Consider the following 21790-nt stretch of genomic DNA (forward strand, 5'->3'; position numbering starts at 1 on the left):
AATAAAATTTCTATATTTGGGTCAGGTGTCGCAAGACTTAATAGGGAAGTCGGTTGAAGCCGGCGCGGTCACGCCACTGTAACAGGGAGCACGCTGCAAAATGCCACTGAGGAAACTTGGGAAGGTGCAGCCGTGCGATGAACTGGAGCCAGGAGAACTGCCTGATCAACAATCACCGTTTGAACCTGCGAGCGATGGGGAGGAGATTTTGGCGGCAGCAAGCCCATGCCTTTTGCTAGGCCGAGGCACAGCGTACAGCCATTGACGGAAGTTTTCGCGCAGCCCCTCCTTTTTCGCGCACGAAAGGAGGGGTTGTGTTTTATTTTTGGAGATTGTGCGTGTAGTTTACTAGATGAGGAAAGGGAGTTCTGCAAAATGAATCCATGGAAAAAGAAATGCCTGACGCTTGCCGTCATCTGTTCCGTTGCGGGAACAACCCAAGTGTATGCGGCGGAAAAAAGTGCTGAGACGACGAACACAGCAGTTGATTCGACGACGGTGTCCACGGAAACTTCGTCCGCGGGGGGGGGACATGACCTCGGAGAGACGACCGTCACGGCGACGAGAGTCGCGGAACCTGTCAACAAAGTTCCCGCCAACGTCACCGTCATCACGGCGAAAGAACTTGAAAAGAGGCATGTCTTCAGTTTGCGCGAAGCGCTTGCGAGGGAGGCAGGCATCTATGTTGCGCCGACGGCAGAAGTGAAGGATGGCTTGGAGCTGCGTGGATTTAGCAGTCCGAACATCCTTGTCATGTACAATGGACAGCAGCTCAACACGGCCTTTGACGGCGGCGTCAATTGGGATTCCATCCCGCTCAGTGACATCGAGCGCATCGAGATCGTGCGCGGAGCCAGTTCCTCGCTCTACGGCGGTCATGCTGTCGCCGGTGTCATCAACATCATTACGAAGAAACCGAAAAAGCCGGAGAATCCAGAGCAGCAGCTCCTTCATGGCAAAATTGAAGTCTCTCACGGCAGCAACAACACATGGCAGCGCGGCATGCAGGTCACGGGCGGCGACGGTAAGCTCGACTTCCGTCTCGGTTACGAAAAACGTACATCGGATGGCTGGGTCGGGCACTATGCCACGACGGAAGAGTGGTATAATGCAGGTGTTACTCCGGATGCGACGGGCGTATTTCCGAAGCTTTCTGATGGCGAATATATCGTAGGCAGCCGTGGTGCAAGAAAAAGATCAAGTGAAAATGTCTTCTTTGATATGAATTACGACTTTGATGCCAGCCGTTCGCTCAGCTACACCTATATGCACAATTCTTATAAGTATTCTTACCATGACCCCATCACTTATTTGCGTGATGCGAGCGGAAATCCTACATTTTCCGGGACGGTACTCTTGCCGAACGGTAATTATATCAGCGCCTCGCCAGGGGATTTTCTCGGCTATATGGGAAAGCGCGAGCAAGACGTCCACAAATTGCGCTATGAGGATAAGAAAAACTCTTTCACGGCGAACATCGGCTATAGCGACACCACGAAGGATGGTTATTCCGGTGCCTCGTGGCGCGCTACAAGCATCGATTGGACGGGATTGGGAAACCGAGCGGAATATCCTACGAAGAACTACAATATAGAAGCGCAAAAGAAATGGACGATTAAGAATCATACGCTGCTTGCAGGCTTTGCATGGATGAAAGACAAGATGCGCTATCGTGCCGTTGATCTTCATCGTTGGAAGGATTGGAGTTCAGAATATGGCGATCCATACGCACAGAGCGGTGGATCCATCATCTCCACAGCTCTTTTCGTGCAGGATGAGTTAGAGCTTGATCCGCGTTGGCGGCTGCAGGTCGGTCTGCGTTATGACCGCTTCGATAAGAAGGATGGCTATTCCTACATCGATGATGTACGCAAAGATTATGAAGACACGGCCTTCAATGCCTGGAGTCCAAAATTCGCTGTGACCTATGAGCCGCAAAAGGACACGATGATTTATGCCAGCTTTGGCAAATCATTCAATCCGCCGTCGATTTATCGTCTTTATCGCCGTGCGGGAGACGACCCGCGTTCCATCAAGGCCAATCCTGATCTGACGCCGGAAAAATCTACGACGTACGAACTGGGAATGAAACAGAAGATAAACAAGAACACCTCATATGGTTTGACGTTCTTCCGCGTGGATACGAAGGATAAGATTGCCATCGCTACGCGCAACGGTATCAGAGCCTATTACAACATGAATGAAGCGATGATCAAGGGGATAGAGTTCGACGTCAAGCATCGTCTGAGCCGCGATTGGCGGGTATATCTGAACTACACCTTTGAATCAGGCGAATATACGAGCGGCGGCGATACGTACCGAGATTGGGATTTGCCGAAGCACATGGCAGGCTTCGGTATCGACTATACGCGCGGGAAGTTCGGCGGTGTCCTTGATGCAAGGTATGTGGCCGCAAGGCAGGATGTTGATACAACTACTGGTGAATACGGCTCAGAGGACAGTTTCTTCACTACGAATCTCTACTTGACGTATAAGTTCGACGACAGCTTCAGAATGCAGTTCGGCATCGATAACCTCTTCAATCGGCACTTCTACGCGAATGAAGCAGCGAGCGATAGAACCTACTCTCTCGGTGCGACGTATTCCTTCTAGGGAAGCGCGGATAAACCCGGCAGGGCTTATCATATCTGCACCACGAAAGGACACTTCATGAGACTCATCTATCGTCTGCATCGCTGGATCAGTGCCGTATGTGCGTTCTTCTTCCTGCTGCTCGTCTTGACGGGACTGCCGCTGCTCTTCAACGGCGATATCGCGCGCTGGAATGCGCTTGAAAAACGGCCTGCCTTCGGCGAGACATCCTCTCGTATGCTTTGGGCAGAAGCGGTAAGGGGCTTGGAGCGGATCGAGCGCGAGAATCCCGGGCGCAGGGTGCAGTCGATTTCCGCCTATCCCGAGCGCGGGCTTCTCGTCTATCGGTTTTCGCACACCGGCGGCGGATATGGCGTGTCTGCGCTCGCCTACGCGCCGCAGCAGGACACGCTTGTGCCTTGGCGGAGCGGCGGCGTCAAATCGCCCGCGCTCGCTGCCTTCATGGGCTGGATGCATCACCTGCATCTGCGTCTCGCCATGGGGCAGGGCGGCATGATCTTCCTCGGCATCATGTGCTTCTTGAGCTTCCTCTCGCTCTTGGGCGGGGTGCTTCTCTATCCGTCCTTCATGAAGCGGCGGCTTTTCGGCGGTATGCGAGGTGGCACGTCAGCGGGCAGTTTTTTCGACTGGCACATCTTCCTCGGCATCATCACGGCAGTCTGGGCGGCGCTCTTGACCTTGAGCGGAATCGCCATCGTCTTCGGCATGCTCGGCTACAGCAGCTATGCCGAGGATGTGATAGCAAGTGTGCCGCAGAGGGAAAGTGCGCCGCCCGCCATAACCTTCGCTGAGATGATTGCTTATGCAAAGGAGCATTTTCCCGCCCAGGAGATTCTCTACCTCGACGCTGCCGAAGGATCAACCCCCGCCGCATTGACGCTGGCGGATGCCGAGAGACCGCAGATGTTTCGCGGGCAGGACGTCTACCTGCTGCGCACGGCGGGCGGCGAGATCGAGAACTTCACGAAGCCCTTGCCGCGCTGGCTCGTCTTTTGTGATGCCGTGCGCGATCTGCACCTGCACAATCATTCGACGATGTTCCTGAAGATCATCTGGGCGGTTCTCGATCTGCTTTGCGCCGCCGTCATCGTCACGGGCTTTTGCGGCTGGCTGCAGAGAAGCCGCCGCAAAAAGGAGAGACCGCCCGTGCTCGCGCCCCATCCGGCGGCGAAGGCTGTGCCGTGGAAGGCGCCTGCGCTCTTCGTCGCGCTCTCCCTCGTCGCCATGGCCGCGCCGCTTGGCGATACGCTTGCGGGCAATATCGTGGGATCTGCCGCGTGGCTCGCGTTCTTCGTCAGCGCTTTCGTGCTATGGCGGCGCGGCAAGCGGTAAAAAGAAAATGGCAGCTTCGTCCATGCGGTGAGGTTGCTATTTTTTATTCGGAACAACAGCTGTGTGCCTATGCCAATCTTTTTCTAAAAAATCGCTTGACAAACTTTCTCGACCTCGCTATAATGGCCATAACGATTAAATAATCACTTAATCATTAAGGAGGAACTCCCATGAAAAAGAGCTACAAGATCGAAGTCGAGTGCGCGAACTGCGCTCAGATGATGGAAGACGCAACGAAGAAGATCGAGGGCGTAAAGGACGCAACGGTGAACTTCATGGCGCTGAAGATGAAGGTCGAATTCGCCGACGGCAGCGAGCCGGCTGAAGTCATGCCGCGCGTCTTAGAGGCCTGCCGCAAGATCGAAAGCGACTGCAATATTGAATTCTGAGCCGTCCAAGAGGCAAGTCCGAAGGACGCAGACGATTGGGAAACGGCTCGAATGCGAAAACGTCCCGCAAATCAAGCTCGAAGAGCGCAGATGCGCGGTTGACGTTGACCGCTTCTGAGCCGTCCAAGAGGCAAGTCCGAAGGACGCAGACGATTGGGAAACGGCTCGAATGCGAAAACGTCCCGCAAATCAAGCTCGAAGAGCGCAGATGCGCGGTTGACGTTGACCGCTTCTGAGCCGTCCAAGAGGCAAGTCCGAAGGACGCAGACGATTGGGAAACGGCTCGAATGCGAAAACGTCCCGCAAATCAAGCTCGAAGAGCGCAGATGCGCGGTTGACGTTGACCGCTTCTGAGCCGTCCAAGAGGCAAGTCCGAAGGACGCAGACGATTGGGAAACGGCTCGAATGCGAAAACGTCCCGCAAATCAAGCTCGAAGAGCGCAGATGCGCGGTTGACGTTGACCGCTTCTGAGCCGTCCAAGAGGCAAGTCCGAAGGACGCAGACGATTGGGAAATGGCTCGAATGCGAAAACGTCCCAAGAACGCGAGCTGCAAGCGAAGCGTGATTGGTTGACGTTGACCGCCCAGAGTAGGATTCAACATCACGTCGCCAGAAAGCAGGTATTTTCGTGAACAAGAAACAAAAAAGAAATCTCATCCGCATCCTTCTGGCGGCCGCCTTGATGATCGTCTTGAGCCAGCTGCCCGTGGCGGGTCTGCCGCGCTTCTTCCTCTACGTCGTGCCGTACCTCATCGTCGGCTATGACATCATCATCAAGGCAGCGAAGGGCGTATGGAATCGTCGTCCGCTCGACGAAAATCTCCTGATGTCGATCGCGACCATCGGCGCGATGGGGCTTGCTCTCTACGAGGATGGCGACTATGTGGAAGGCATCGCCGTCATGCTCTTCTACCAGGTCGGCGAATGGTTTCAAAGCTATGCCGTCGGAAGAAGTCGCAGAAACATCGGCGAGCTCATGGACATCCGCCCCGACTACGCGAATGTGGAAGAGGATGGAAAGCTTATACGCCGTGACCCCGACGAAATCGAAATCGGCACGGAGATCGTCGTGCAGCCGGGCGAGAAGATCCCCATTGACGGCATCATCACGGATGGCGCATCGACGCTCAATACGAGCGCACTGACGGGCGAGAGCCTGCCGCGCGACGTAGAGAAGGGGCACGCCGTCTTCAGCGGCTGCATCAATCTCACGGGCGTCTTGAAGATTCGTACGACGAAGGAGTTCGACGAATCGACCGCCTCGAAGATTTTGGAACTTGTCGAGGATGCCAGCGCGCGCAAGTCGCGTTCGGAGACGTTCATCGCACGTTTTGCGCGCGTCTATACGCCGATCGTCGTCGCGGCCGCCATCCTCCTCGCCATCGTGCCGCCCGTCGTGTGCCTCGCCGCGCTCGATGCCGCGCCCGACTGGGGTACATGGATTTACCGCGCCCTGATCTTCCTCGTCATGAGTTGCCCATGCGCACTCGTCGTCAGCGTTCCCCTGAGCTTCTTCGCGGGCATCGGCGGTGCGAGCCGCGAGGGCGTGCTCGTCAAGGGCGCGAACTACCTCGAAATGCTCGCCGAGGTCGACACCGTCGTCTTCGACAAAACGGGTACTTTGACCCGTGGCGTCTTCGAGGTCAACGCCGTGCATCACAGCACGATGGATGACAAAAAGCTTCTGGAGCTTGCCGCGCTCGCCGAGAGCGCTTCGTCGCATCCCATCAGCCGCAGCCTGCAGCAGGCTTACGGCAAGGAGATTGATCGCTCGCGCGTCACGGACATCGCGGAGATCGGCGGTCTCGGCGTGACGGCGAAGGTCGACGGTATCGAAGTGGCCGCTGGCAATGGCAAGCTCATGGAGCGTCTCGGAATTGAGTACCGCCCGTGTCACCACCCGGGCACAATCGTACAGATGGCGGTCGCAGGCAAGTACGCCGGACACATCGTCATTTCCGATGCGCTCAAACCGACGTCGGAGGCGGCGATCAAAAGTCTGCATGAAGCGGGCGTGAAGCGCGCCGTCATGCTCACAGGCGACGCGCATGCCGCCGCTGAGAAGGTCGCGGCGGAACTCGGCATAGACGAGGTCAAGAGCGAGCTTCTGCCTGCCGACAAGGTGCAGGAGGTCGAGCGCCTGCTCGCGGGGAAAACGGCGAAGAAGCTCGCCTTCGTCGGCGACGGCATCAACGACGCACCCGTCCTCAGCCGCGCAGACATCGGCATCGCCATGGGCGCGATGGGCTCTGACGCCGCCATCGAGGCCGCCGACGTCGTGCTGATGGACGACGATCCGCTGAAGCTGCCGAAGGCGATCCGCATCGCGAGAAAGTGTATGGCAATCGTGCATCAGAACATCGTCTTCGCCATCGGCATAAAGCTCCTGTGCCTCGTGCTCGGCGCCATCGGCATCGCCAACATGTGGTTCGCCATCTTCGCTGACGTCGGCGTCATGGTTCTCGCCGTCTTGAACGCGCTGCGCGCTCTCTTCGTGCGCAAGATGTAAGCCGTGAGTATTAGGCAATTGGAACGAGAATCATTCATATTAAACAAATAGGGATTGACGGTATTTGCCGCCGGTGTTATGATACAGGAAAATCCGTATCTACAAACTATTCTATGAGGAGGAATTATCATGGAATTGAAAGGTTCACAGACCGAAAAGAATCTTTGGGCGGCATTTGCCGGCGAATCGCAAGCTTATACGAAGTACGGCTACTATGCATCGCGTGCGAAGAAGGACGGCTTCGAGCAGATTTCGGCGCTTTTCACGGAGACTTCGGGCAACGAGAAGGAGCATGCGAAGATCTGGTTCAAGCTCGTCGCGGGCATCGGCACGACGGCGGAGAACCTTGAGGCAGCCGCTGATGGCGAGCACGAGGAATGGACGTCGATGTATCCCGAGTTTGCCAAGGTCGCAAGGGAAGAGGGCTTCACGAAGATCGCAAATCTCTTCGAGGCCGTCGCAAAGATCGAGAAGGAGCACGAGGAGCGTTATCGCCTCTTGCTCGCAAACGTCAAGGATGAGAAGGTCTTCAAGAAGGACGATAAGATCATCTGGCAGTGCCGCAACTGCGGCTACGTCTGCGAATCGCCGCAGGCACCGCAGGTCTGTCCTGTCTGCGCCCATCCGCAGGCATATTTTGAACAGCTCAAGAAGAATTATTGATTCAGCGCGTCCTGCAAAAGGAAACGGGGCTGCTGCACGTCCATTTCGTGCAGCAGCCCCGTTTTTTAGCTGTATGATCGCGCGCCGACTATACCCGCGTGCTGAAGTTTGCCACATAGCCGAGCTGGGCGGCGTGGTCGTGGAAGAAGTCGAACATCGTAGTGAACATGTCGCGGTTCTCCTTCTTCATGGCGTTCGTCATGATCTTTAACGCACCCTTCGCGCCTTCGTCGTGCAGGATGCCCGGCGGGTCGAGGAGCGTCATATCGCCATGCTTCTGCTCCGTACGGAAGGCATGCTTCTCGATCGTTTCCTTCCAGCCTGCAAGCGTCAGCGGCTCGACGTGGACGTTGATCGCCTTGGAAAGCCCGGCCATAAGCTCGTGCTGCACCTTCGGGTCTTTCTCTCGGAAGACGACGTCGTGCGTCAGAAGGACGCCGCCGGGCTTCAGGACGCGCGAATACTCCTTGAGCGCGCGCTCCTTGTCCTCACCGATGAGCATCGTAAGCATCGCCTCGTTGATGACGACATCGAAGCTCGCATCCTCGAAGGGCAGCGCGAAAGCGCTGCCGTTGACGACGGAGAGTTTGTCTTCGAGCTTCTTTTTCTTGATATTTTCACGCGCTTTTTCGAGCGCCGCCTCATCGAGGTCTATGCCGACGACTTCGCAGCCGTACCGCTCGGCGACGAGGATCATCGTCGTCCCCATGTTGCACGCAACTTCAAGAACTTTGGACGACGGCTCGATCTTCGCCTTCTCCAAGAGCCAGTTCGTCGCGTCGATGCCGCCTGGGCGCAGCTTCGTCTTCCCCATTCTCGCCAAAAAGGTATGTCCTGCTTCACGCATGATCGTCATCTCCTTTATATAATAGGCAGTTATCTCTATTGATTCTCATTATAGTAAAGAAAAGACAAAAAGTCAACAGTTTTCCTATTGAATTTATATGATTTTTACATCTGTGCCGAAAGCGCGGCGCAGAAGCTGTCCGTTTTTTACGACAGGACTCAAGCGCGTGCAGCAGCCGTTCTTTCTTGCTATAATAAACACAGCGTTTTCTCAAGACGAGAGAATGGTGTGCGATACAGGGAGGAGTACCCCACAATGAAACCATACGAAAAGTACATGTTGATCAGCGACCTTGACGGTACAATCGTGCCGCATGGGAAGGCGATTTCTGCGGCGAATGCGGAGGCGATTCGCACTTTTGTCGCGGGCGGCGGCCTTTTTGGCATCGCGACGGGGCGCACGCCCGAGGCGGCGGGCGGCTATGTCCGCGGACTGCCGATCACGGCGCCGAGCATCTTCTTCAACGGTTCCATGCTCTACGACTGGCAGGCGCGGAAGGTTCTCGCGCAAAGAAATTTGCAGGGCGCAGAAGACTCGCCCAATATCTGGCCGCGCTTCGCCGCCGAGTGCTTGAAGATGTTTCCGCAGGCGTGCGTCGAGGTCTATACGAAAGAAGCCTGCTGCATCGTCAGCCCTGAAGAGAACGACGATCCGCGGCTCGTTCGGGAGTTCTATCGCTGCCGGCATGCAGCTCTTGCCGACGTTTCCGACATGCAGCGGACACCGTGGCTCAAACTCCTCGTCTGCGATGCGCCGCCCGCGCTGCACCGTGTGGAGCGTCTTGCGAAGAACTTCGGCACAGCGAGTCTCAGCCATCATTTCTACTCCGAGGCCAATTATTATGAGTTTGTCGCCCAAGGCGTATCGAAGGGCGCCATGATCGAAGAGATTCGAGGGCTTCCCATCTGCCAAGGAAGGCGCATCATCGCTCTTGGCGACTACTTGAACGACTGGGAGATGATCGAGCTTGCCGACATCGGCATCGCCTCGGGCAACGCGCATGAGAGTATCAAGCAGGCCGCTGACTTCACGGGCTGCCGGGCGGAAGATGATCTCGTCGTCTGGCTGCTCGCACATTTCGCTGAAATCACGGCGCAGAAAAGCGCGGATTGATGCGCCGCGTCCTTTCGCCCCCTGCGCTCCGCGCCGATCAGCTTTGCACGGGTCGTGCGGCAAAACTGCCGCATCATGCAAAAATCCCTGCCGTCAATCGGACGGCAGGGATTTCTCTTCAAGCGAAAAGGCGAAGGGCAGCAGTTCTTCTTTGGTCACGACGCGGCGCTTTCCCGCGAGGTTGGCGAGGATGATGCGCTCGACGGCGAATTCGGCGATGACCTGGCGGCACGCGCCGCACGGCGAGCACGGCAGCTCGCCGTCTGCGACGACGGCGAGTGCCGCAAAGCGTCGGACGCCCGCAGCGACGGCGCTGAAGATGGCGGTGCGCTCGGCGCAGTTCGTCAGACCGTAAGAGGCGTTTTCGATGTTGCAGCCCAAGAAGACGCGCCCGTCGGGCGCGAGCGCCGCCGCGCCGACGGCAAAGCCCGAATACGGCACATAGGCATGGGCGCGCGCTTTCTTGGCAAGCTCGATGAGGGATTCATCGTCCATCTGCGCCGCCCTCCTTCTCTTCACGTCTTGCCATGGCGGCGCGGATCTCAGCGAGGAGTGCGTCGCTCATGATGTCTTTTGCCTCTTCCTCATGCGCCCTTTCGGCGTGGCCGAAGCTTTCCTTCGTGACGCGCGCGAAGATGCGCGGGCGCTTCTCGGGCGGCTCGGCCGTGATCTCAAGGGCGCGGGTATAGCAAACGGCTGCAGATGCGAGCCGACTTTCATCATTCGTGCAGAGCACGGCGAGCGCCTCTTTGGCTTCGATGGCTTCGCCCGTCTTTTTCAAGATGCGGATGCCTGCCGCATGGTCGATGACGCTTTCCTTCGTCTCGCGCCCCGCGCCGAGCATACAGGCGGCCTGACCGATCATTTCGGCGTCCATGTGCGTGATATAGCCGGCCCTCTCAGCGAGGATTTCCAATTGAAACGCCGCCTGCGGCAGTTTTCTTGGATCGGCGAGGCAGGAGGCGTCGCCGCCCTGCGCCTCGACCATGGCGGCGAAGGTGCGAAAGGCGCTGCCGTCCTCGATGGCCTTCTCTGCAAGCCTTTGGCACTCGGCGAAGTCGCCGCGCCCGATGAGGCGCAGCATGTCGGCGGCGAGCGCGAGGCTGACCTCCCTGAGATCGGCAGGGCCTCTGCCCTGCAGCACTTCCATGGCTTCAGCGACTTCGAGCGAGTTGCCGACGGCAGAGCCCAAGGGTACGTCCATGTCGGTGATGACGGCGGAGGTCTTTCTTCCCGCACCCTCGCCGATGGCGACCATGGCACGCGCGAGCGCGAGCGCGTCGTCGAGCGTCTTCATGAAGGCACCGCTGCCCGTCTTGACATCGAGCACGATCGCCGCGCTGCCCGCCGCGAGTTTCTTGCTCATGATAGAGGCGGCGATGAGCGGAATGGAGTCGACCGTCGCCGTGACGTCGCGCAGCGCATAGAGCTTCTTGTCGGCGGGTGCAAGCTCGCCCGACTGCCCGATGAGGGAAAGCCCCGTCTTTTCTATGACGGCGAAAAAGTCTTCGCGCGAGAGCGTCGTCTGAAAGCCCGGAATGGATTCGAGCTTGTCGACGGTGCCGCCCGTGTGGCCGAGACCGCGCCCGCTCATCTTGGCGATGCGCCCGCCCGCCGCCGCGACGATGGGGCAGGCGATGAGCGTCGTCTTGTCGCCGACGCCGCCCGTCGAGTGCTTGTCGACCGTGGAGCCGCCAAAGGCTGAGAGGTCGACCTCGTCGCCCGAGGCCGCCATGGCGAGCGTTAAGTCGCGCATCTCCTCTTCCGTCATGGAGCGAAAGCAGATCGCCATGAGCATCGCCGCCATCTGATAGTCGGGAATCTCACCTTTCGTGAATCCCTCGACCATGGCGCGGATCTCGCTTGCAGCAAGCGGTTCGCCGCGCTTCTTCTTCGTGATGAGATCATACATGCGCATGGAGATTCCTCCCAGAAACTAGAAAGAGAACGGCACGAGGCCGGAGAGCCAGCCCATGAAGCGCATCGTCCAGCCGAACCACATCATGACGCCGAGCACGACGAGCGAGACGCCCGCGACCTTCTGCACGGCAGGCAGGAAGCGGTAGAGCGTGCGCACGCGCTTTTCGAGTCGCTGCCAGAGGAGCGCGAGCACAAAGAACGGCAGGGCGAAGCCGAGCACGTAGAAGCCGAGCAGCCAAAGCCCCTCGACGACGGTCGCGCGGCTTCCCGCATAGATGAAAATCGCCGCGAGGATCGGCCCCGTGCACGGCGTCCAGCCGACGGTGAACGACATGCCCAGAAGGAACGAGCCGACGATGCCCTCCGACGGGCGATGCAGGAACGGCCGCCACTCGCGGTAGAGGAAGCGCGGGCTGATGAGTCCCGAGAGGAACAGTCCGAGCAGCGCGAGCATGACGGCCCCCGCCTTTTCCAAAAGCGCGAGATGACCTGTGAGAAACTGCCCGAGCACCGTCGCCGTCGCGCCGAGCGCGAGAAAGACGACGGCGAAGCCTGCGAGGAAGGCCGCGACGTTGCGAAAGAGCGCACGCCCTGCCGCAGCGGGCGGCGCCGAAACACCTGCCGCGCCGCTTGGAGCTGCTGCACCGCTTGAAGCCGCCGCGCCGCTTGAGGCCGTTGCGCCATTTGAAGCCGCCGCGCTGCTCGATCCCGCGAGGATCAGCACGAAGGTCGGCAGCATCGGCAGCACGCACGGCGAGACGAAGGAGACGACGCCGGCGAGAAACGCCGCGCCGAAGGAGATTGCTTCCAAGAGAAAACCTCCTACTTCGCCGCGCGCGTGAGTGCCGTTTCCAGCTCCGCCGCCGTCGTTCCGCCGATCTTCTTCAGCAGGATCTTGCCATCCCGGTCGATGACGTAGGTCGTCGGAATGGCGCGAACCTTGTAGGTATCCGCCGCCTCTCCCTTGAGGTCGAGGAGCACGGGCATCGTGTAGCCGTTGTCCTTGAGGAACTTGTCGACCGTGTCCTTCGGCTCCTGCAGGTTGACGGCGTAGAACGTGACCTCGCCTTCATGCTTCTTGGCGAACTCGTTGAGCTCGGGCATCTCGGCGCGGCACGGCGGGCACCATGTCGCCCAGAAGTTGATGACGTAGAGCTTCTTGTCCATGGCGGCGTTGATCGCGACCTCCGAGCCGTCGAATGATGTCGCCTTGAAAGGCGGCGCCGTCCCTTCCACGCCCTCTGCATCCATCGCCTGCTCCGCCTTGGCTTCCGCCGACTTGCCCGATTCCTCCGCCTGCAGGCCGCAGCCCGTCATAAGAAAGAGCGCGAGAAGAGCGCCGATCAGACCTTGCATCGTTCGTCTTGTTTTCAAAGTGAATTCCTCCTTTGTGATTCCATAGGCTCACAGTCCCGAGACAGGACTCTTCTCAGCGACCTACGTCGCGCCGATGTTTCCATTTCTCTCCATAACGTTTATAGTACTATTCTACGGAGGAACGTTCTCAAGGTCAAGGCGAAAAAGATGAGAATAGGAGATTTCATATACTTTTCATGTACTCGTATGCTACAATAGATTTAGGGGAATTCGTCCCGTAAGAAAGAACGTGTCTGCAAAAGAAAAAGGAGCAATACCATGGCAGAGAAAGCAAAAGTTTATTTCACCGATTTCCGCACGGACGTCGGCACGAGCCTGACGAAGAAGCTGCAGCGTCTGTGTCTTACGGCGGGCCTCAAGACGATCGAGCTTGAGGGCCGCTTCGTCGCCATCAAGATGCACTTCGGCGAACTCGGCAACCTTGCGTTCCTGCGCCCGCAGTACGCGAAAGCCGTCGCCGACCTCGTGAAGGAGGAAAAGGGCATTCCTTTCCTGACGGACTGCAACACGCTCTATCCGGGCAGCCGCCGCCATGCGCCCGAGCATCTCGACTGCGCGAACATCAACGGCTTCAACCCGACGACGACGGGCTGTCAGATCATCATCGGCGACGGTCTGCGCGGCACGGACGAGCTGGAAGTGCCGATCAAGAACGCCCTCGTATTGAAGACGGCGAAGATCGGACGCGCCGTCATGGACGCCGACGTCTTCATCAGCCTCACGCACTTCAAGGGGCACGAGCAGACGGGCTTCGGCGGCGCGATCAAGAACATCGGCATGGGCTGCGGCAGCCGCGCGGGCAAGATGGAGCAGCATTCGTCGGGCAAGGTCGGCGTGCACGAGGAGCTTTGCCGCGGCTGTCGTCGCTGCGCGAAGGAATGCGGCTCGGACGCGATTTCCTACGTTGAGAACAAGGCGGTCGTCGACAAGGAGCTTTGCAAGGGCTGCGGCCGCTGCATCGGCTCGTGCACGTTCAACGCGCTCTACAACGAGGTCTGGGACGCCGCCGACATCCTCGACCGCCGCATGGCAGAGTACGCGCAGGCGGTCTGTCAGGATCGTCCGTGCTTCCACATCAGCATCGCGCGTGACATCTCGCCAAACTGCGACTGTCATGGCGAAAATGACGCACCGATCCTGCCCGACATCGGCATGTTCGCCTCGTTCGATCCCATCGCGCTCGACCAAGCGTGCGTCGACATGGCGCTGAAGGCGCAGCCGATCCGCAACAGCAAGCTCGGCGACCACCTCGCCAAGCCCGATTGGCATCACCATCACGACCACTTCCTCGACTCGAACCCCAACGTCTGTTGGGAAGAAACGCTCGTGCACGGCGAGAAGATCGGACTCGGTACGCGCGACTACGAGCTCATCACACTGAAATGATTTGCACCGCCGCGCCGAATGCGTTAAAATAAGGCAAAGGGTGCAAAAAGCCAAGGGAAGCCCGTGCAGATTCGCACGGCGGCGGCTCCCTTGGCTTTTTTGTGCATACATCTCAAGAGGAGGAGTTTCCTTGCGCATTGTCATAGTCGGTGCGGGAAAGCTCGGCTACAGCATCGCCGAGCTGCTCGCGAACGAGGAGTTCGACGTCGTGCTCGTCGATCAGGACGAGACGCGGCTCGAAGCGGCGAAGAACACGCTCGACGTGCTGACGGTCACGGCGAACGGCGCCAGCCCCATCACGATGAACGATCCCGACATCCGCTCGGCAGACATCCTCATCGCCGTGACGGCGGGCGACGAAGTCAACATGGTCGCGTGCATCCTCGCGAAGAAGCACGGCATCACGCACACGGTCGCACGCATCCGCGACATGCAGTTCCTTTCGGAAGCGAAGGAATACCTGAAGGAGAACTTCGACATCGACCTCATGCTGAATCCCGAACTGATCACGGCGCGCGAGGTCTATCGCATCCTCATGACGCCCGCCGCGCTCGACGTCGAGGACTTCGCAAGCGGCAAGGTGCGCCTCTTTGAGACAAAGGTGACGCGCCACTCGCCCTTGGCAAACATCCCGCTGAAGGATCTCGAAATGCCCAAGGCGATCCTCGCGGGCATGATCTTCCGCGACCACCGCATGATCATCCCGCACGGCGACGACTGCCTGCTGCCGCACGACAACGCCTACTTCATCGGCGATCCCGCCGAAATCGAGAAGTTCAGCGAGACCTTCGTACACCGCGACGCGAGAAAGCTCGAGCACGTCATGATCATCGGCGCGGGGCGCACGGGGCGCTTCCTCGCCAAGATGCTCGACGAGGCGGACGTCGCCGTGAAGATCATTGATACCAATCGCGAACGAAGCCGGCTGGCGGCAGAGGCACTCGAAAACGGCCTTGCCATCTGCGGCGACGGCACGGACATCGATCTTTTGACGGAAGAGGGCGTCGCCGATGCCGACGCCGTCGTCTGCCTGACGGAGGACGACAAGCTGAACCTCATGCTCGCGCTTTTAGCCAAGCATCTGGGAGCAAAGAAGACGGTCGTGCGCGTCGCGCGCGGCGAATACGTCGATCTCATGGAAAAGGTCGGCGTCGACATCGTCCTGCCGACGCGCCTCTTGTCCGCCTCCGAAGTCCTCGCTTTCGCGCGGCGCGGCGGCGTCGTTTCGGTATCCCTTCTTGAGGGCGCGAAGGCGGAGGCGGTCGAGGTCATCGTGCAGGAAGGCGCACCTGTCGCGGGCATTCCTCTGATGAAGGCGCATCTGCCGCGCGAATGCCTCGTCTGCGCCTATGTGCGCGGCGATGAGGCCATGATACCAAACGGCACTTCGGTTCTTCTGCCCGGCGACCGAACCATTCTCTTCATCCAGACGCGCTTCGCGCAGAAGGTCATGAAGTATTTCAAGGGCAAGGATTGATATGGACGCGCGCATCGTTTCTTTCCTGCTCGGGCGCATGGCGTTTCTGGAAGGCGCGGCTCTTTTTCTCGCCTTCGGCCTCGCGCTCTTCTGGGAGGATGAGCACCCGCTTGCCTTCGGTATGCCCGCGGCGCTCTCCTTCGTCCTCTGGCGCGTCTTCTCGCATCTCTCCAAGGGGCATCGTCACACGATCGGCGTCACGGATGGAGCCGTCTTCCTCTTCGCCGCATGGCTTTTGAACTCGCTTCTGGGTGCACTGCCCTTTTTCCTCACGGGCGAGCTTTCTGCCGCCGATTCCTTCTTCGCGAGCGTCGCGGCATTTACGACGACGGCGCTCCTCTTCACACCGACGGGACTCGAAAGCTCCCTCGGCTTCTGGCAGATCTTCCAAGGATGGATCGGCGGCATGTACTTCCTGTGCCTCCTCGTCACGATCATGCCGCAGGTCGGCGGCTGCTTCGGTCTGACGCTCTCGGTGCAGCAGGGTACGAACTTCAGCCCTCTCCTGCGGCGCATGAATGCGGCGGCGCGAAAGATGGCGCTCCTCTACGCCTGTCTGACGCTCGTCGCGCTCGGCCTCTTCCTGCTCGCTGGCGAAAGCTTCCTGTCGAGCGCCGTGCTCGCCTTGACCTCGATCTCGACGACGGGACTCGACCCGCGCGGCGTCGTGCTGAAAGGGAGCGGCATCACGACGGAACTCGCGGCAGAAGCCGCGATGCTGCTCGCGGGCGTGAACTTCCTCCTGTGGCAGCGGGCGGCGGCGCGGCGCGACGTGCGCGCTCTCTTTGCCGATGCAGAACTGCGCTTCTTCCTCCTCGTCGTCTTTTTTGGGGGCGCGGCGCTCGCCTGCTACCTCGCCGTCGTCGGCGTCTACGATGTCGAGCACAGCCTTCGCATGGGCTTCTTTCATGCCATCTCGTTCGCGACGACGACGGGCTTTGCCGCCGCGCCTCTCGCCTCATGGCCGACCTTTCCTCATGCCGTACTGCTTCTTCTCGCCACGCTCGGCTCTTCGGTCGGCGCGGTCGGCGGCGGTTTCAAGGTGATGCGCCTGCTCGTGCTTGTCAAGATGGCAAAGAGGGAGATCCTGCGCACGATCCACCCGCGCATGATCGTCAACATCAAGATCGACGGCAAGTCCGTGCCGCACAAACTCTACGGCAGGATCTTGAGCTTCTTCTTCCTCTATGTCGTCGTGCTGATTCTCGCGACGCTCGGCCTCGCTCTCGCGCACATCGACACCCTGCCCGCCATGGGCTTCGCCGTCGGCTGCCTGTCGGGCACGGGCACCGTCGTGACTCTCCTCTACGGCGGCAAGGACTTCCTGCTCCTGCCCGGCTGGGTCAAGGTCTTCGCAGGCTTCTTGATGATCCTCGGGCGGCTCGAAATTTTCTCCTTCTTGATCCTGCTGCGTGCAGGAATCGACCGGCTGCACAGGCGACAGTGGTGACGCTGAGCAATATTTCAAGAGATGCACTCATATACATCGGGCGAAAAGATTTGGCTGTGCAGCGGGTTTTTATATGAAAAAATTTGGCTAGATGCTTGGATTTTATCCAAAAAGATTTGGCTAGATGACGGGATTTCTGTCGAAAACATTTGGCTAAATGCTGAAATTGTGCTAGTCTTTACGACCCTCGCTTTTCGTGATCAAGAATTTACCGACAATATCATATATCAGAAGCTTTTGAGCGATCGTCTGCCGGCAAATCTCGGCTATCTCTATGAAAACATCGTTGCCCAGACGCTCGCTGCCAACGGCAGACAACTCTATTACCATACATTTCCCAATGAAAAGAAGACCAATCTGTACGAGATTGATTTCCTTGTGCCGCGAAAGAACAAGATCTGCCCATTGGAGGTCAAATCTTCCGGCTACAAAAGGCATGCTTCTCTCGATGCCTTTTCCGAGCGATATTCGCAGCATATCGACGAGAAGTATCTAATCTATACGAAAGATTTGCAGCGAGAGCATGATGTCCTTTGCCTGCCAGTCTATATGACGCAGTTTCTCTAGGATGCCTCACTCGAACGCGCGTGCCAGAGCCTCAAGCCCCTTTGTGAGCGTCGCCTGCGGGCAGGCGATGTTGATGCGCTGGAAGCCTGCGCCGCTCTTGCCGAAGATCGCGCCGTCGTCGAGCCAGAGGCGTGCCTCGTCGATGATCTTTCGGTCGAGCACTTTCGCTTCAAGGCCGTAGGCGCGAAAATCGAGCCATAAGAGGTAGGTGCCCTCGGGCTCGACGAGCTGCACCTTGGGCAGACGTTCGGCGAGGAAGCGCTTCGTGTGCGCGATATTCTGCTCAAGGTAGGCGAGAAGCGCATCGAGCCACGCGCCGCCCTCGCTGTATGCCGCCTGCGCGGCGAGAAGGCCGAAGATGTTCGGTTCGTCATAGCCTGTGCTGTAGACTTCCTTGCGGAAGGTATGGCGCAGGCTTTTTTCCGTGATGAAGATGTTCGAAAGCTGCAGCCCTGCGAGGTTGAACGTCTTGCTCGGCGCGGTGCAGGTGATCGTCCGCGCCGCAGTCTCGGGCGAGAGCGAGGCAAAAGGCGTGTGCTTGTGGCCGGGACGCACGAAGTCGGCGTGAATCTCGTCGGCGACGACGAGAACGTCGTGCGCGAGGCAGATCGCGGCAAGACGCTCCAACTCTTCGCGCCGCCAGACGCGCCCGACGGGGTTGTGCGGGCTGCAGAGAATCAGAAGCTTCACCTTGTGCTCGCGAATCTTCTGCTCGATGTCAGCGAAGTCCATGCGGTATGCGCCGTCCTCGAAGAGCAGCGTGCTCGTGACGAGCTTGCGCCCATTGCCCTCGACGACGCTGAAAAACGGATAGTAGACGGGTTCGGTTATGAGAATGGTATCATTCGGCGCGGTAAATGCACGCACCGCCATGGAGAGCGCGAAGACGACGCCCGGCGTCATGACGAGGGATTCCCTGCCGAGATTCCAGCCGTGGCGCGTGCTGAACCATTGTTCGAGCGCCCTATAGTAGTCCTCCTTCGGACGCGAATAGCCGAAGATGCCGTGCTCGGCGCGTCGGCGAATGGTATCACGCACCGCCTGCGGCGCACGAAAGTCCATGTCGGCGACCCAGAATGGCAAAACGTCCTCGGGATAGCCGCGCTCTCTGGCGAAGTCGTATTTGAGGCTGTTCGTATGACGGCGCTCGATGATCTCATCAAAGTCGAAATGGTTCATGAAAGAAGTCTCCTTTCGTATGCTTTGGGTATGTGGCTGCAGCCATGCGTTCCTCGTGACCGAGGAGGTAGAGGAAGGCGAAGGCAGGGATGCGCAGCAAGGAAGCACCGGAGTTCGCCTTCTGTATGCTGCAGTCCGTAAGGTTTTTCGTGAGGACGAAGGAGGCCGCGGCCTCTGCCGCCAATTCGCTGATGGCGTCATCGTCCGAAATGGCGGCATTTTCACGGTACTTGACCTCGATAAGGATATTGGCGAGACGCGGACGCTCAATGACGATGTCGATTTCCTTATTTTTTCGGCCGCCGCGGAAATAGCCGACCGATGTCGCCTTTTGGTAATAGAAGGCCGCCGTATGCTTGTAGACGGTGGTTTCTACGATCTTTCCCATCTGTACGGGATCGGTCAGAATGGCGTCGTCCATGAGAACGGCATTCCGTATGGCGGCGTCGGCAATATAGATCTTGGGCTGCGCCTTTAAGATTTTTTTCCCTGCCATCTCGACAGGCCAACTCTGATAGATGAGGTTGCCGCTTTCAAGATAGCGAATGTAGTTTTCGACCGTGGGGCGCGAAACTCCGTTCAATTCCTTGGCAATCGCCTCTACGGAAACAATCTCGGAGGATACGTTGCATAGATAGAGAAAGATCCGTTCCAATTCAGTGGCGTTGCGTATATTGTAGAGTGCGGGCAGATCGCGCTTCAAGACCTTGTCGACGACATCTTCGCGCAGAATCTGCTGCGCCAGCATATCGTTATCTGCAAGCGCAAGCTCAGGAAATCCTCCGACTCGCAGATAACGGATGAAGTGCTTGTGCACATCCGCGAGCAACAAGAGAAACATCTGTCGCTCCTGCTGCTCCAAGGAAAATAAGGTCGACAGCTTCAAATCGGGATCAAGATCCGGCAGAGAAACCTGCAGAAGAGCGCAATATTCATAGAAGGAGAGCGTCGGAACGGAGATGATGGACCAGCGCCCCGTGCCGCTTTCCTCGCTGCCGCGCACGATGGCGGGACTTGCCGATCCCGTGGCGACGATGTGCGAATCCGGCTGCATGTCATAGAGCGTTTTGAGCCACCTGTCCCAATCCGAAGCGTACTGGATCTCGTCAAAGAAATAGTAGACATCGTGTCCCGCATAGATCATCTCATGGTAGCAGTCCAAAATCGCCTGAAACGCGCTGAGTTTCAGCATGGGATGATCGAGCGAGATGAAGACGATTTTCTGCGGTGCGACGCCCTGTGCGAGAAGCGCCTCAATCATTTGATATTGTATCGTCGTCTTGCCGACTCGCCGCGCTCCCGTCAAGACGACAGTGCGCCGCAGGGTCGTCTCCGACAAACGCCGCATCGCATCATAAAAGGCAAAGCGTCTGTAACTTTTCGACATGCCTCGCGCAATCATTCCCGTTTTCCACCATGGATTGTACGCTGTGAGGACTTTGCATATTGCCTCCTGGCTGATCAAAGGCATCAAGATCACCTTCTTTCAAGGTGATTATAGCACAAACTTTCATCTTTGGCGACAAAGATTGAAAGTATACTTGTAATCCTTGCAGAAAAAGATGAAAGTTGGGTCTCTAATTCTTTTGTCTTTGCCCTGCTTCCCTCTTATCCCTGCAAGGCCTGCTGCAGATCGGCCTTGAGGTCTTCGACGTCCTCGATGCCGACGGAGAGTCGCAGGAGTTTGTCGTCGAGTCCCGTGCGTTTTAGGAGCGCGGCGGGCATTTCAGCGTGCGTCTGGGCGATCGGATATGTCAGAAGCGTCTCGACGCCGCCGAGACTCTCGGCGAAGGCGATGAGATGCAGTCTGCCGAGAGCCGCCTTCGCGATCTCAGCGGAGCGCACCTTGAAGGAGATCATGCCGCCCGCGCCGCTCGCCTGCTTCTGCTGCAGCGCGTAGCCCGGATGGTCGGCGAGTCCCGGGTAGAGCACTTCGGTGACCTCGGGCAGCGTGCCGAGCCACCGGGCGATGGCGAGCGCGTTCTCCGCCTGCCGCTCGACGCGCACGCCGAGCGTCTTGATGCTGCGCAGCATGAGCCACGAGTCGAGCGCCGAGAGGTTCGGCCCTGCCGCTTTGGCGAGCAGTTCGATGCGCTTTGCCTCTGCGCTCGTCGCATCTTTGAGCACGAGGAAGCCTGCGATGACGTCGTTGTGTCCGCACAGATATTTCGTGCCGCTGTGCAGCACGATGTCCGCGCCGAGCGTCAAGGGCTTCTGGAAATGCGGCGAGAGGAAGGTATTGTCGACGGCGAGCAGGGCGCCGTTTTCGTGCGCGAGCGCAGAGAGCGCCGCGATGTCCGCGATCTGCATCATCGGATTCGACGGGGTCTCAATGAAGACGAGCTTCGTCTCAGAGCGCATACGCTTGCCGACGAGTGCGAGATCGCGCACGTCAACGTATTCGAAGGTGACGCCGTAGCCCGCAAAGACTTCTTCGGCGAGACGCACCGTGCCGCCGTAGAGGTCTTCGCTCATCAGGACGTGATCGCCTGCCGAAAGAAGAGAGAAAACGAGCTGCACCGCCGCCATGCCCGAGGAAAGCGCCCAAGAGCGCCCACCGCGCTCTAAGAGCGCCACCGTCTTTTCGAGAGATTCGCGCGTCGGATTCGCCACGCGTCCGTAGTCGTAGCCCGTACTCTCGCCGAAACGCGGATGACGGAACGTCGCCGACAGGCAGATCGACGGACTGATCGCCCCCGTCGCATCGTAGGTATGGCAGCCGTGCACTTCAAGCGAATGGTCTTTCATGATTCTTCCTCCAATATACTATTCATATTGATATACTATGGTTTAATATTATAGCATAGGAAAAAGATTTGCGCCACAAGATAATGCAGCGCTTGCAGATGCCGACTGCAAAATTTTAGGAAACGCTGATAAAATGAAGTCGCCCAGATTTGCGCAGATGCGCTGTATCTATCGAGGAGACAAACCGGAGGCGTAGCGGTGCTACGTCGAGGATTTGTC

General features: G+C 58.3%; 18 protein-coding genes and 1 riboswitch. Of the genes, 10 read left to right on the forward strand and 8 right to left on the reverse strand.

Annotated features, from left to right (window positions below; all coding sequences use genetic code 11):
• Positions 1 to 6 precede the first annotated feature (6 nt).
• A riboswitch (cobalamin riboswitch) is annotated at positions 7 to 180 on the forward strand.
• A 195-nt stretch (positions 181 to 375) separates the two neighbouring features.
• The 5 genes from OL236_RS10580 to rbr all read left to right on the forward strand — a co-directional run bounded on the left by OL236_RS10580 (position 376) and on the right by rbr (position 7507).
• Positions 376 to 2613, forward strand: coding sequence for a TonB-dependent receptor (locus OL236_RS10580; RefSeq protein WP_265070586.1), 2238 nt, complete (start codon positions 376 to 378; stop codon positions 2611 to 2613).
• A gap of 57 nt (positions 2614 to 2670) precedes the next feature.
• Positions 2671 to 3945 carry a PepSY-associated TM helix domain-containing protein gene (locus OL236_RS10585; protein WP_037369861.1) on the forward strand — a complete coding sequence of 425 codons (1275 nt, stop codon included), beginning with the start codon at positions 2671 to 2673 and terminating at the stop codon, positions 3943 to 3945.
• Between the two features lie 170 nt (positions 3946 to 4115).
• Entirely contained in the window at positions 4116 to 4334 is a 219-nt protein-coding gene (locus OL236_RS10590) for a cation transporter (RefSeq protein WP_006193255.1), read from the forward strand.
• 629 nt (positions 4335 to 4963) lie between these two features.
• Positions 4964 to 6844: a heavy metal translocating P-type ATPase gene (locus tag OL236_RS10595; RefSeq protein WP_265070587.1), complete on the forward strand. Its 1881-nt coding sequence runs from the start codon at positions 4964 to 4966 to the stop codon at positions 6842 to 6844.
• 129 nt (positions 6845 to 6973) lie between these two features.
• Positions 6974 to 7507 carry a rubrerythrin gene (gene rbr, locus OL236_RS10600; RefSeq protein WP_265070588.1) on the forward strand — a complete coding sequence of 178 codons (534 nt, stop codon included), beginning with the start codon at positions 6974 to 6976 and terminating at the stop codon, positions 7505 to 7507.
• Positions 7508 to 7595: 88 nt separating this feature from the next.
• Here the strand turns inward: rbr and OL236_RS10605 are convergent, their stop codons facing one another.
• On the reverse strand, positions 7596 to 8354 hold the full coding sequence (locus tag OL236_RS10605) for a class I SAM-dependent methyltransferase (RefSeq protein ID WP_265070589.1): 759 nt from the start codon (positions 8352 to 8354) through the stop codon (positions 7596 to 7598).
• 255 nt (positions 8355 to 8609) lie between these two features.
• Between OL236_RS10605 and OL236_RS10610 the strand changes: the two genes are divergently transcribed.
• A complete protein-coding gene (locus OL236_RS10610; protein ID WP_265070590.1) occupies positions 8610 to 9467 on the forward strand; it encodes an HAD-IIB family hydrolase in 858 nt (285 codons plus the stop codon).
• A gap of 93 nt (positions 9468 to 9560) precedes the next feature.
• On the opposite strand, the gene OL236_RS10615 is transcribed toward OL236_RS10610, so the two are convergent.
• From OL236_RS10615 to OL236_RS10630, 4 genes are read right to left on the reverse strand one after another with little or no spacing between them, the layout of a single operon-like run.
• The gene (locus tag OL236_RS10615) at positions 9561 to 9962 is read right to left on the reverse strand and encodes a cytidine deaminase (protein ID WP_265070591.1); all 402 of its coding nucleotides are present in this window, start codon (positions 9960 to 9962) and stop codon (positions 9561 to 9563) included.
• Positions 9952 to 11385: a thymidine phosphorylase gene (locus OL236_RS10620; protein ID WP_265070592.1), complete on the reverse strand. Its 1434-nt coding sequence runs from the start codon at positions 11383 to 11385 to the stop codon at positions 9952 to 9954. Before OL236_RS10620 ends, OL236_RS10615 begins: the two co-directional genes overlap by 11 nt.
• 18 nt (positions 11386 to 11403) lie before the next feature.
• A complete protein-coding gene (locus OL236_RS10625) occupies positions 11404 to 12198 on the reverse strand; it encodes a cytochrome c biogenesis CcdA family protein (protein WP_265070593.1) in 795 nt (264 codons plus the stop codon).
• An 11-nt stretch (positions 12199 to 12209) separates the two neighbouring features.
• The gene (locus OL236_RS10630) at positions 12210 to 12761 is read right to left on the reverse strand and encodes a TlpA family protein disulfide reductase (protein WP_009645869.1); all 552 of its coding nucleotides are present in this window, start codon (positions 12759 to 12761) and stop codon (positions 12210 to 12212) included.
• Between the two features lie 261 nt (positions 12762 to 13022).
• On the opposite strand from OL236_RS10630, the gene OL236_RS10635 reads away from it, so the two are divergent.
• The 4 genes from OL236_RS10635 (at position 13023) to OL236_RS10650 (ending at position 17644) form a co-directional block, all read left to right on the forward strand.
• Positions 13023 to 14150 carry a DUF362 domain-containing protein gene (locus OL236_RS10635; protein WP_265070594.1) on the forward strand — a complete coding sequence of 376 codons (1128 nt, stop codon included), beginning with the start codon at positions 13023 to 13025 and terminating at the stop codon, positions 14148 to 14150.
• A 130-nt stretch (positions 14151 to 14280) separates the two neighbouring features.
• Entirely contained in the window at positions 14281 to 15627 is a 1347-nt protein-coding gene (gene trkA, locus OL236_RS10640; protein ID WP_265070595.1) for a Trk system potassium transporter TrkA, read from the forward strand.
• A gap of 1 nt (position 15628) precedes the next feature.
• Positions 15629 to 17077 carry a potassium transporter TrkG gene (locus OL236_RS10645; RefSeq protein ID WP_265070596.1) on the forward strand — a complete coding sequence of 483 codons (1449 nt, stop codon included), beginning with the start codon at positions 15629 to 15631 and terminating at the stop codon, positions 17075 to 17077.
• A 21-nt stretch (positions 17078 to 17098) separates the two neighbouring features.
• Entirely contained in the window at positions 17099 to 17644 is a 546-nt protein-coding gene (locus OL236_RS10650) for a DUF4143 domain-containing protein (protein ID WP_265070597.1), read from the forward strand.
• A 6-nt stretch (positions 17645 to 17650) separates the two neighbouring features.
• Here the strand turns inward: OL236_RS10650 and OL236_RS10655 are convergent, their stop codons facing one another.
• The 3 genes from OL236_RS10655 to OL236_RS10665 all read right to left on the reverse strand — a co-directional run bounded on the left by OL236_RS10655 (position 17651) and on the right by OL236_RS10665 (position 21571).
• Positions 17651 to 18823 (reverse strand): MalY/PatB family protein, encoded by a 1173-nt coding sequence (locus tag OL236_RS10655; protein WP_265070598.1) that lies wholly within the window; start codon positions 18821 to 18823, stop codon positions 17651 to 17653.
• Entirely contained in the window at positions 18804 to 20210 is a 1407-nt protein-coding gene (locus OL236_RS10660) for an ATP-binding protein (RefSeq protein ID WP_265070599.1), read from the reverse strand. The genes OL236_RS10655 and OL236_RS10660 overlap by 20 nt, the downstream gene beginning before the upstream one ends.
• Positions 20211 to 20431: 221 nt before the next feature.
• Positions 20432 to 21571, reverse strand: a complete 1140-nt coding sequence (locus tag OL236_RS10665) for a trans-sulfuration enzyme family protein (RefSeq protein WP_265070600.1) — start codon at positions 21569 to 21571, stop codon at positions 20432 to 20434.
• Positions 21572 to 21790: the final 219 nt, after the last annotated feature.

It is taken from the genome of Selenomonas sputigena (genome assembly GCF_026015965.1).
In the GTDB taxonomy this organism is placed as follows: Bacteria; Bacillota; Negativicutes; order Selenomonadales; family Selenomonadaceae; genus Selenomonas.

Coding starts and splice junctions, on each gene's coding strand:
- OL236_RS10605 (WP_265070589.1), bottom strand. CDS start 8,354: ATGCGTGAAGCAGGACATACCTTTTTGGCGAGAATGGGGAAGACGAAG.
- OL236_RS10650 (WP_265070597.1), top strand. CDS start 17,099: ATGCACTCATATACATCGGGCGAAAAGATTTGGCTGTGCAGCGGGTTT.
- OL236_RS10610 (WP_265070590.1), top strand. CDS start 8,610: ATGAAACCATACGAAAAGTACATGTTGATCAGCGACCTTGACGGTACA.
- OL236_RS10665 (WP_265070600.1), bottom strand. CDS start 21,571: ATGAAAGACCATTCGCTTGAAGTGCACGGCTGCCATACCTACGATGCG.
- OL236_RS10660 (WP_265070599.1), bottom strand. CDS start 20,210: ATGTCGAAAAGTTACAGACGCTTTGCCTTTTATGATGCGATGCGGCGT.
- OL236_RS10590 (WP_006193255.1), top strand. CDS start 4,116: ATGAAAAAGAGCTACAAGATCGAAGTCGAGTGCGCGAACTGCGCTCAG.
- rbr (WP_265070588.1), top strand. CDS start 6,974: ATGGAATTGAAAGGTTCACAGACCGAAAAGAATCTTTGGGCGGCATTT.
- OL236_RS10615 (WP_265070591.1), bottom strand. CDS start 9,962: ATGGACGATGAATCCCTCATCGAGCTTGCCAAGAAAGCGCGCGCCCAT.
- OL236_RS10585 (WP_037369861.1), top strand. CDS start 2,671: ATGAGACTCATCTATCGTCTGCATCGCTGGATCAGTGCCGTATGTGCG.
- OL236_RS10620 (WP_265070592.1), bottom strand. CDS start 11,385: ATGCGCATGTATGATCTCATCACGAAGAAGAAGCGCGGCGAACCGCTT.
- OL236_RS10655 (WP_265070598.1), bottom strand. CDS start 18,823: ATGAACCATTTCGACTTTGATGAGATCATCGAGCGCCGTCATACGAAC.
- OL236_RS10580 (WP_265070586.1), top strand. CDS start 376: ATGAATCCATGGAAAAAGAAATGCCTGACGCTTGCCGTCATCTGTTCC.
- OL236_RS10645 (WP_265070596.1), top strand. CDS start 15,629: ATGGACGCGCGCATCGTTTCTTTCCTGCTCGGGCGCATGGCGTTTCTG.
- OL236_RS10635 (WP_265070594.1), top strand. CDS start 13,023: ATGGCAGAGAAAGCAAAAGTTTATTTCACCGATTTCCGCACGGACGTC.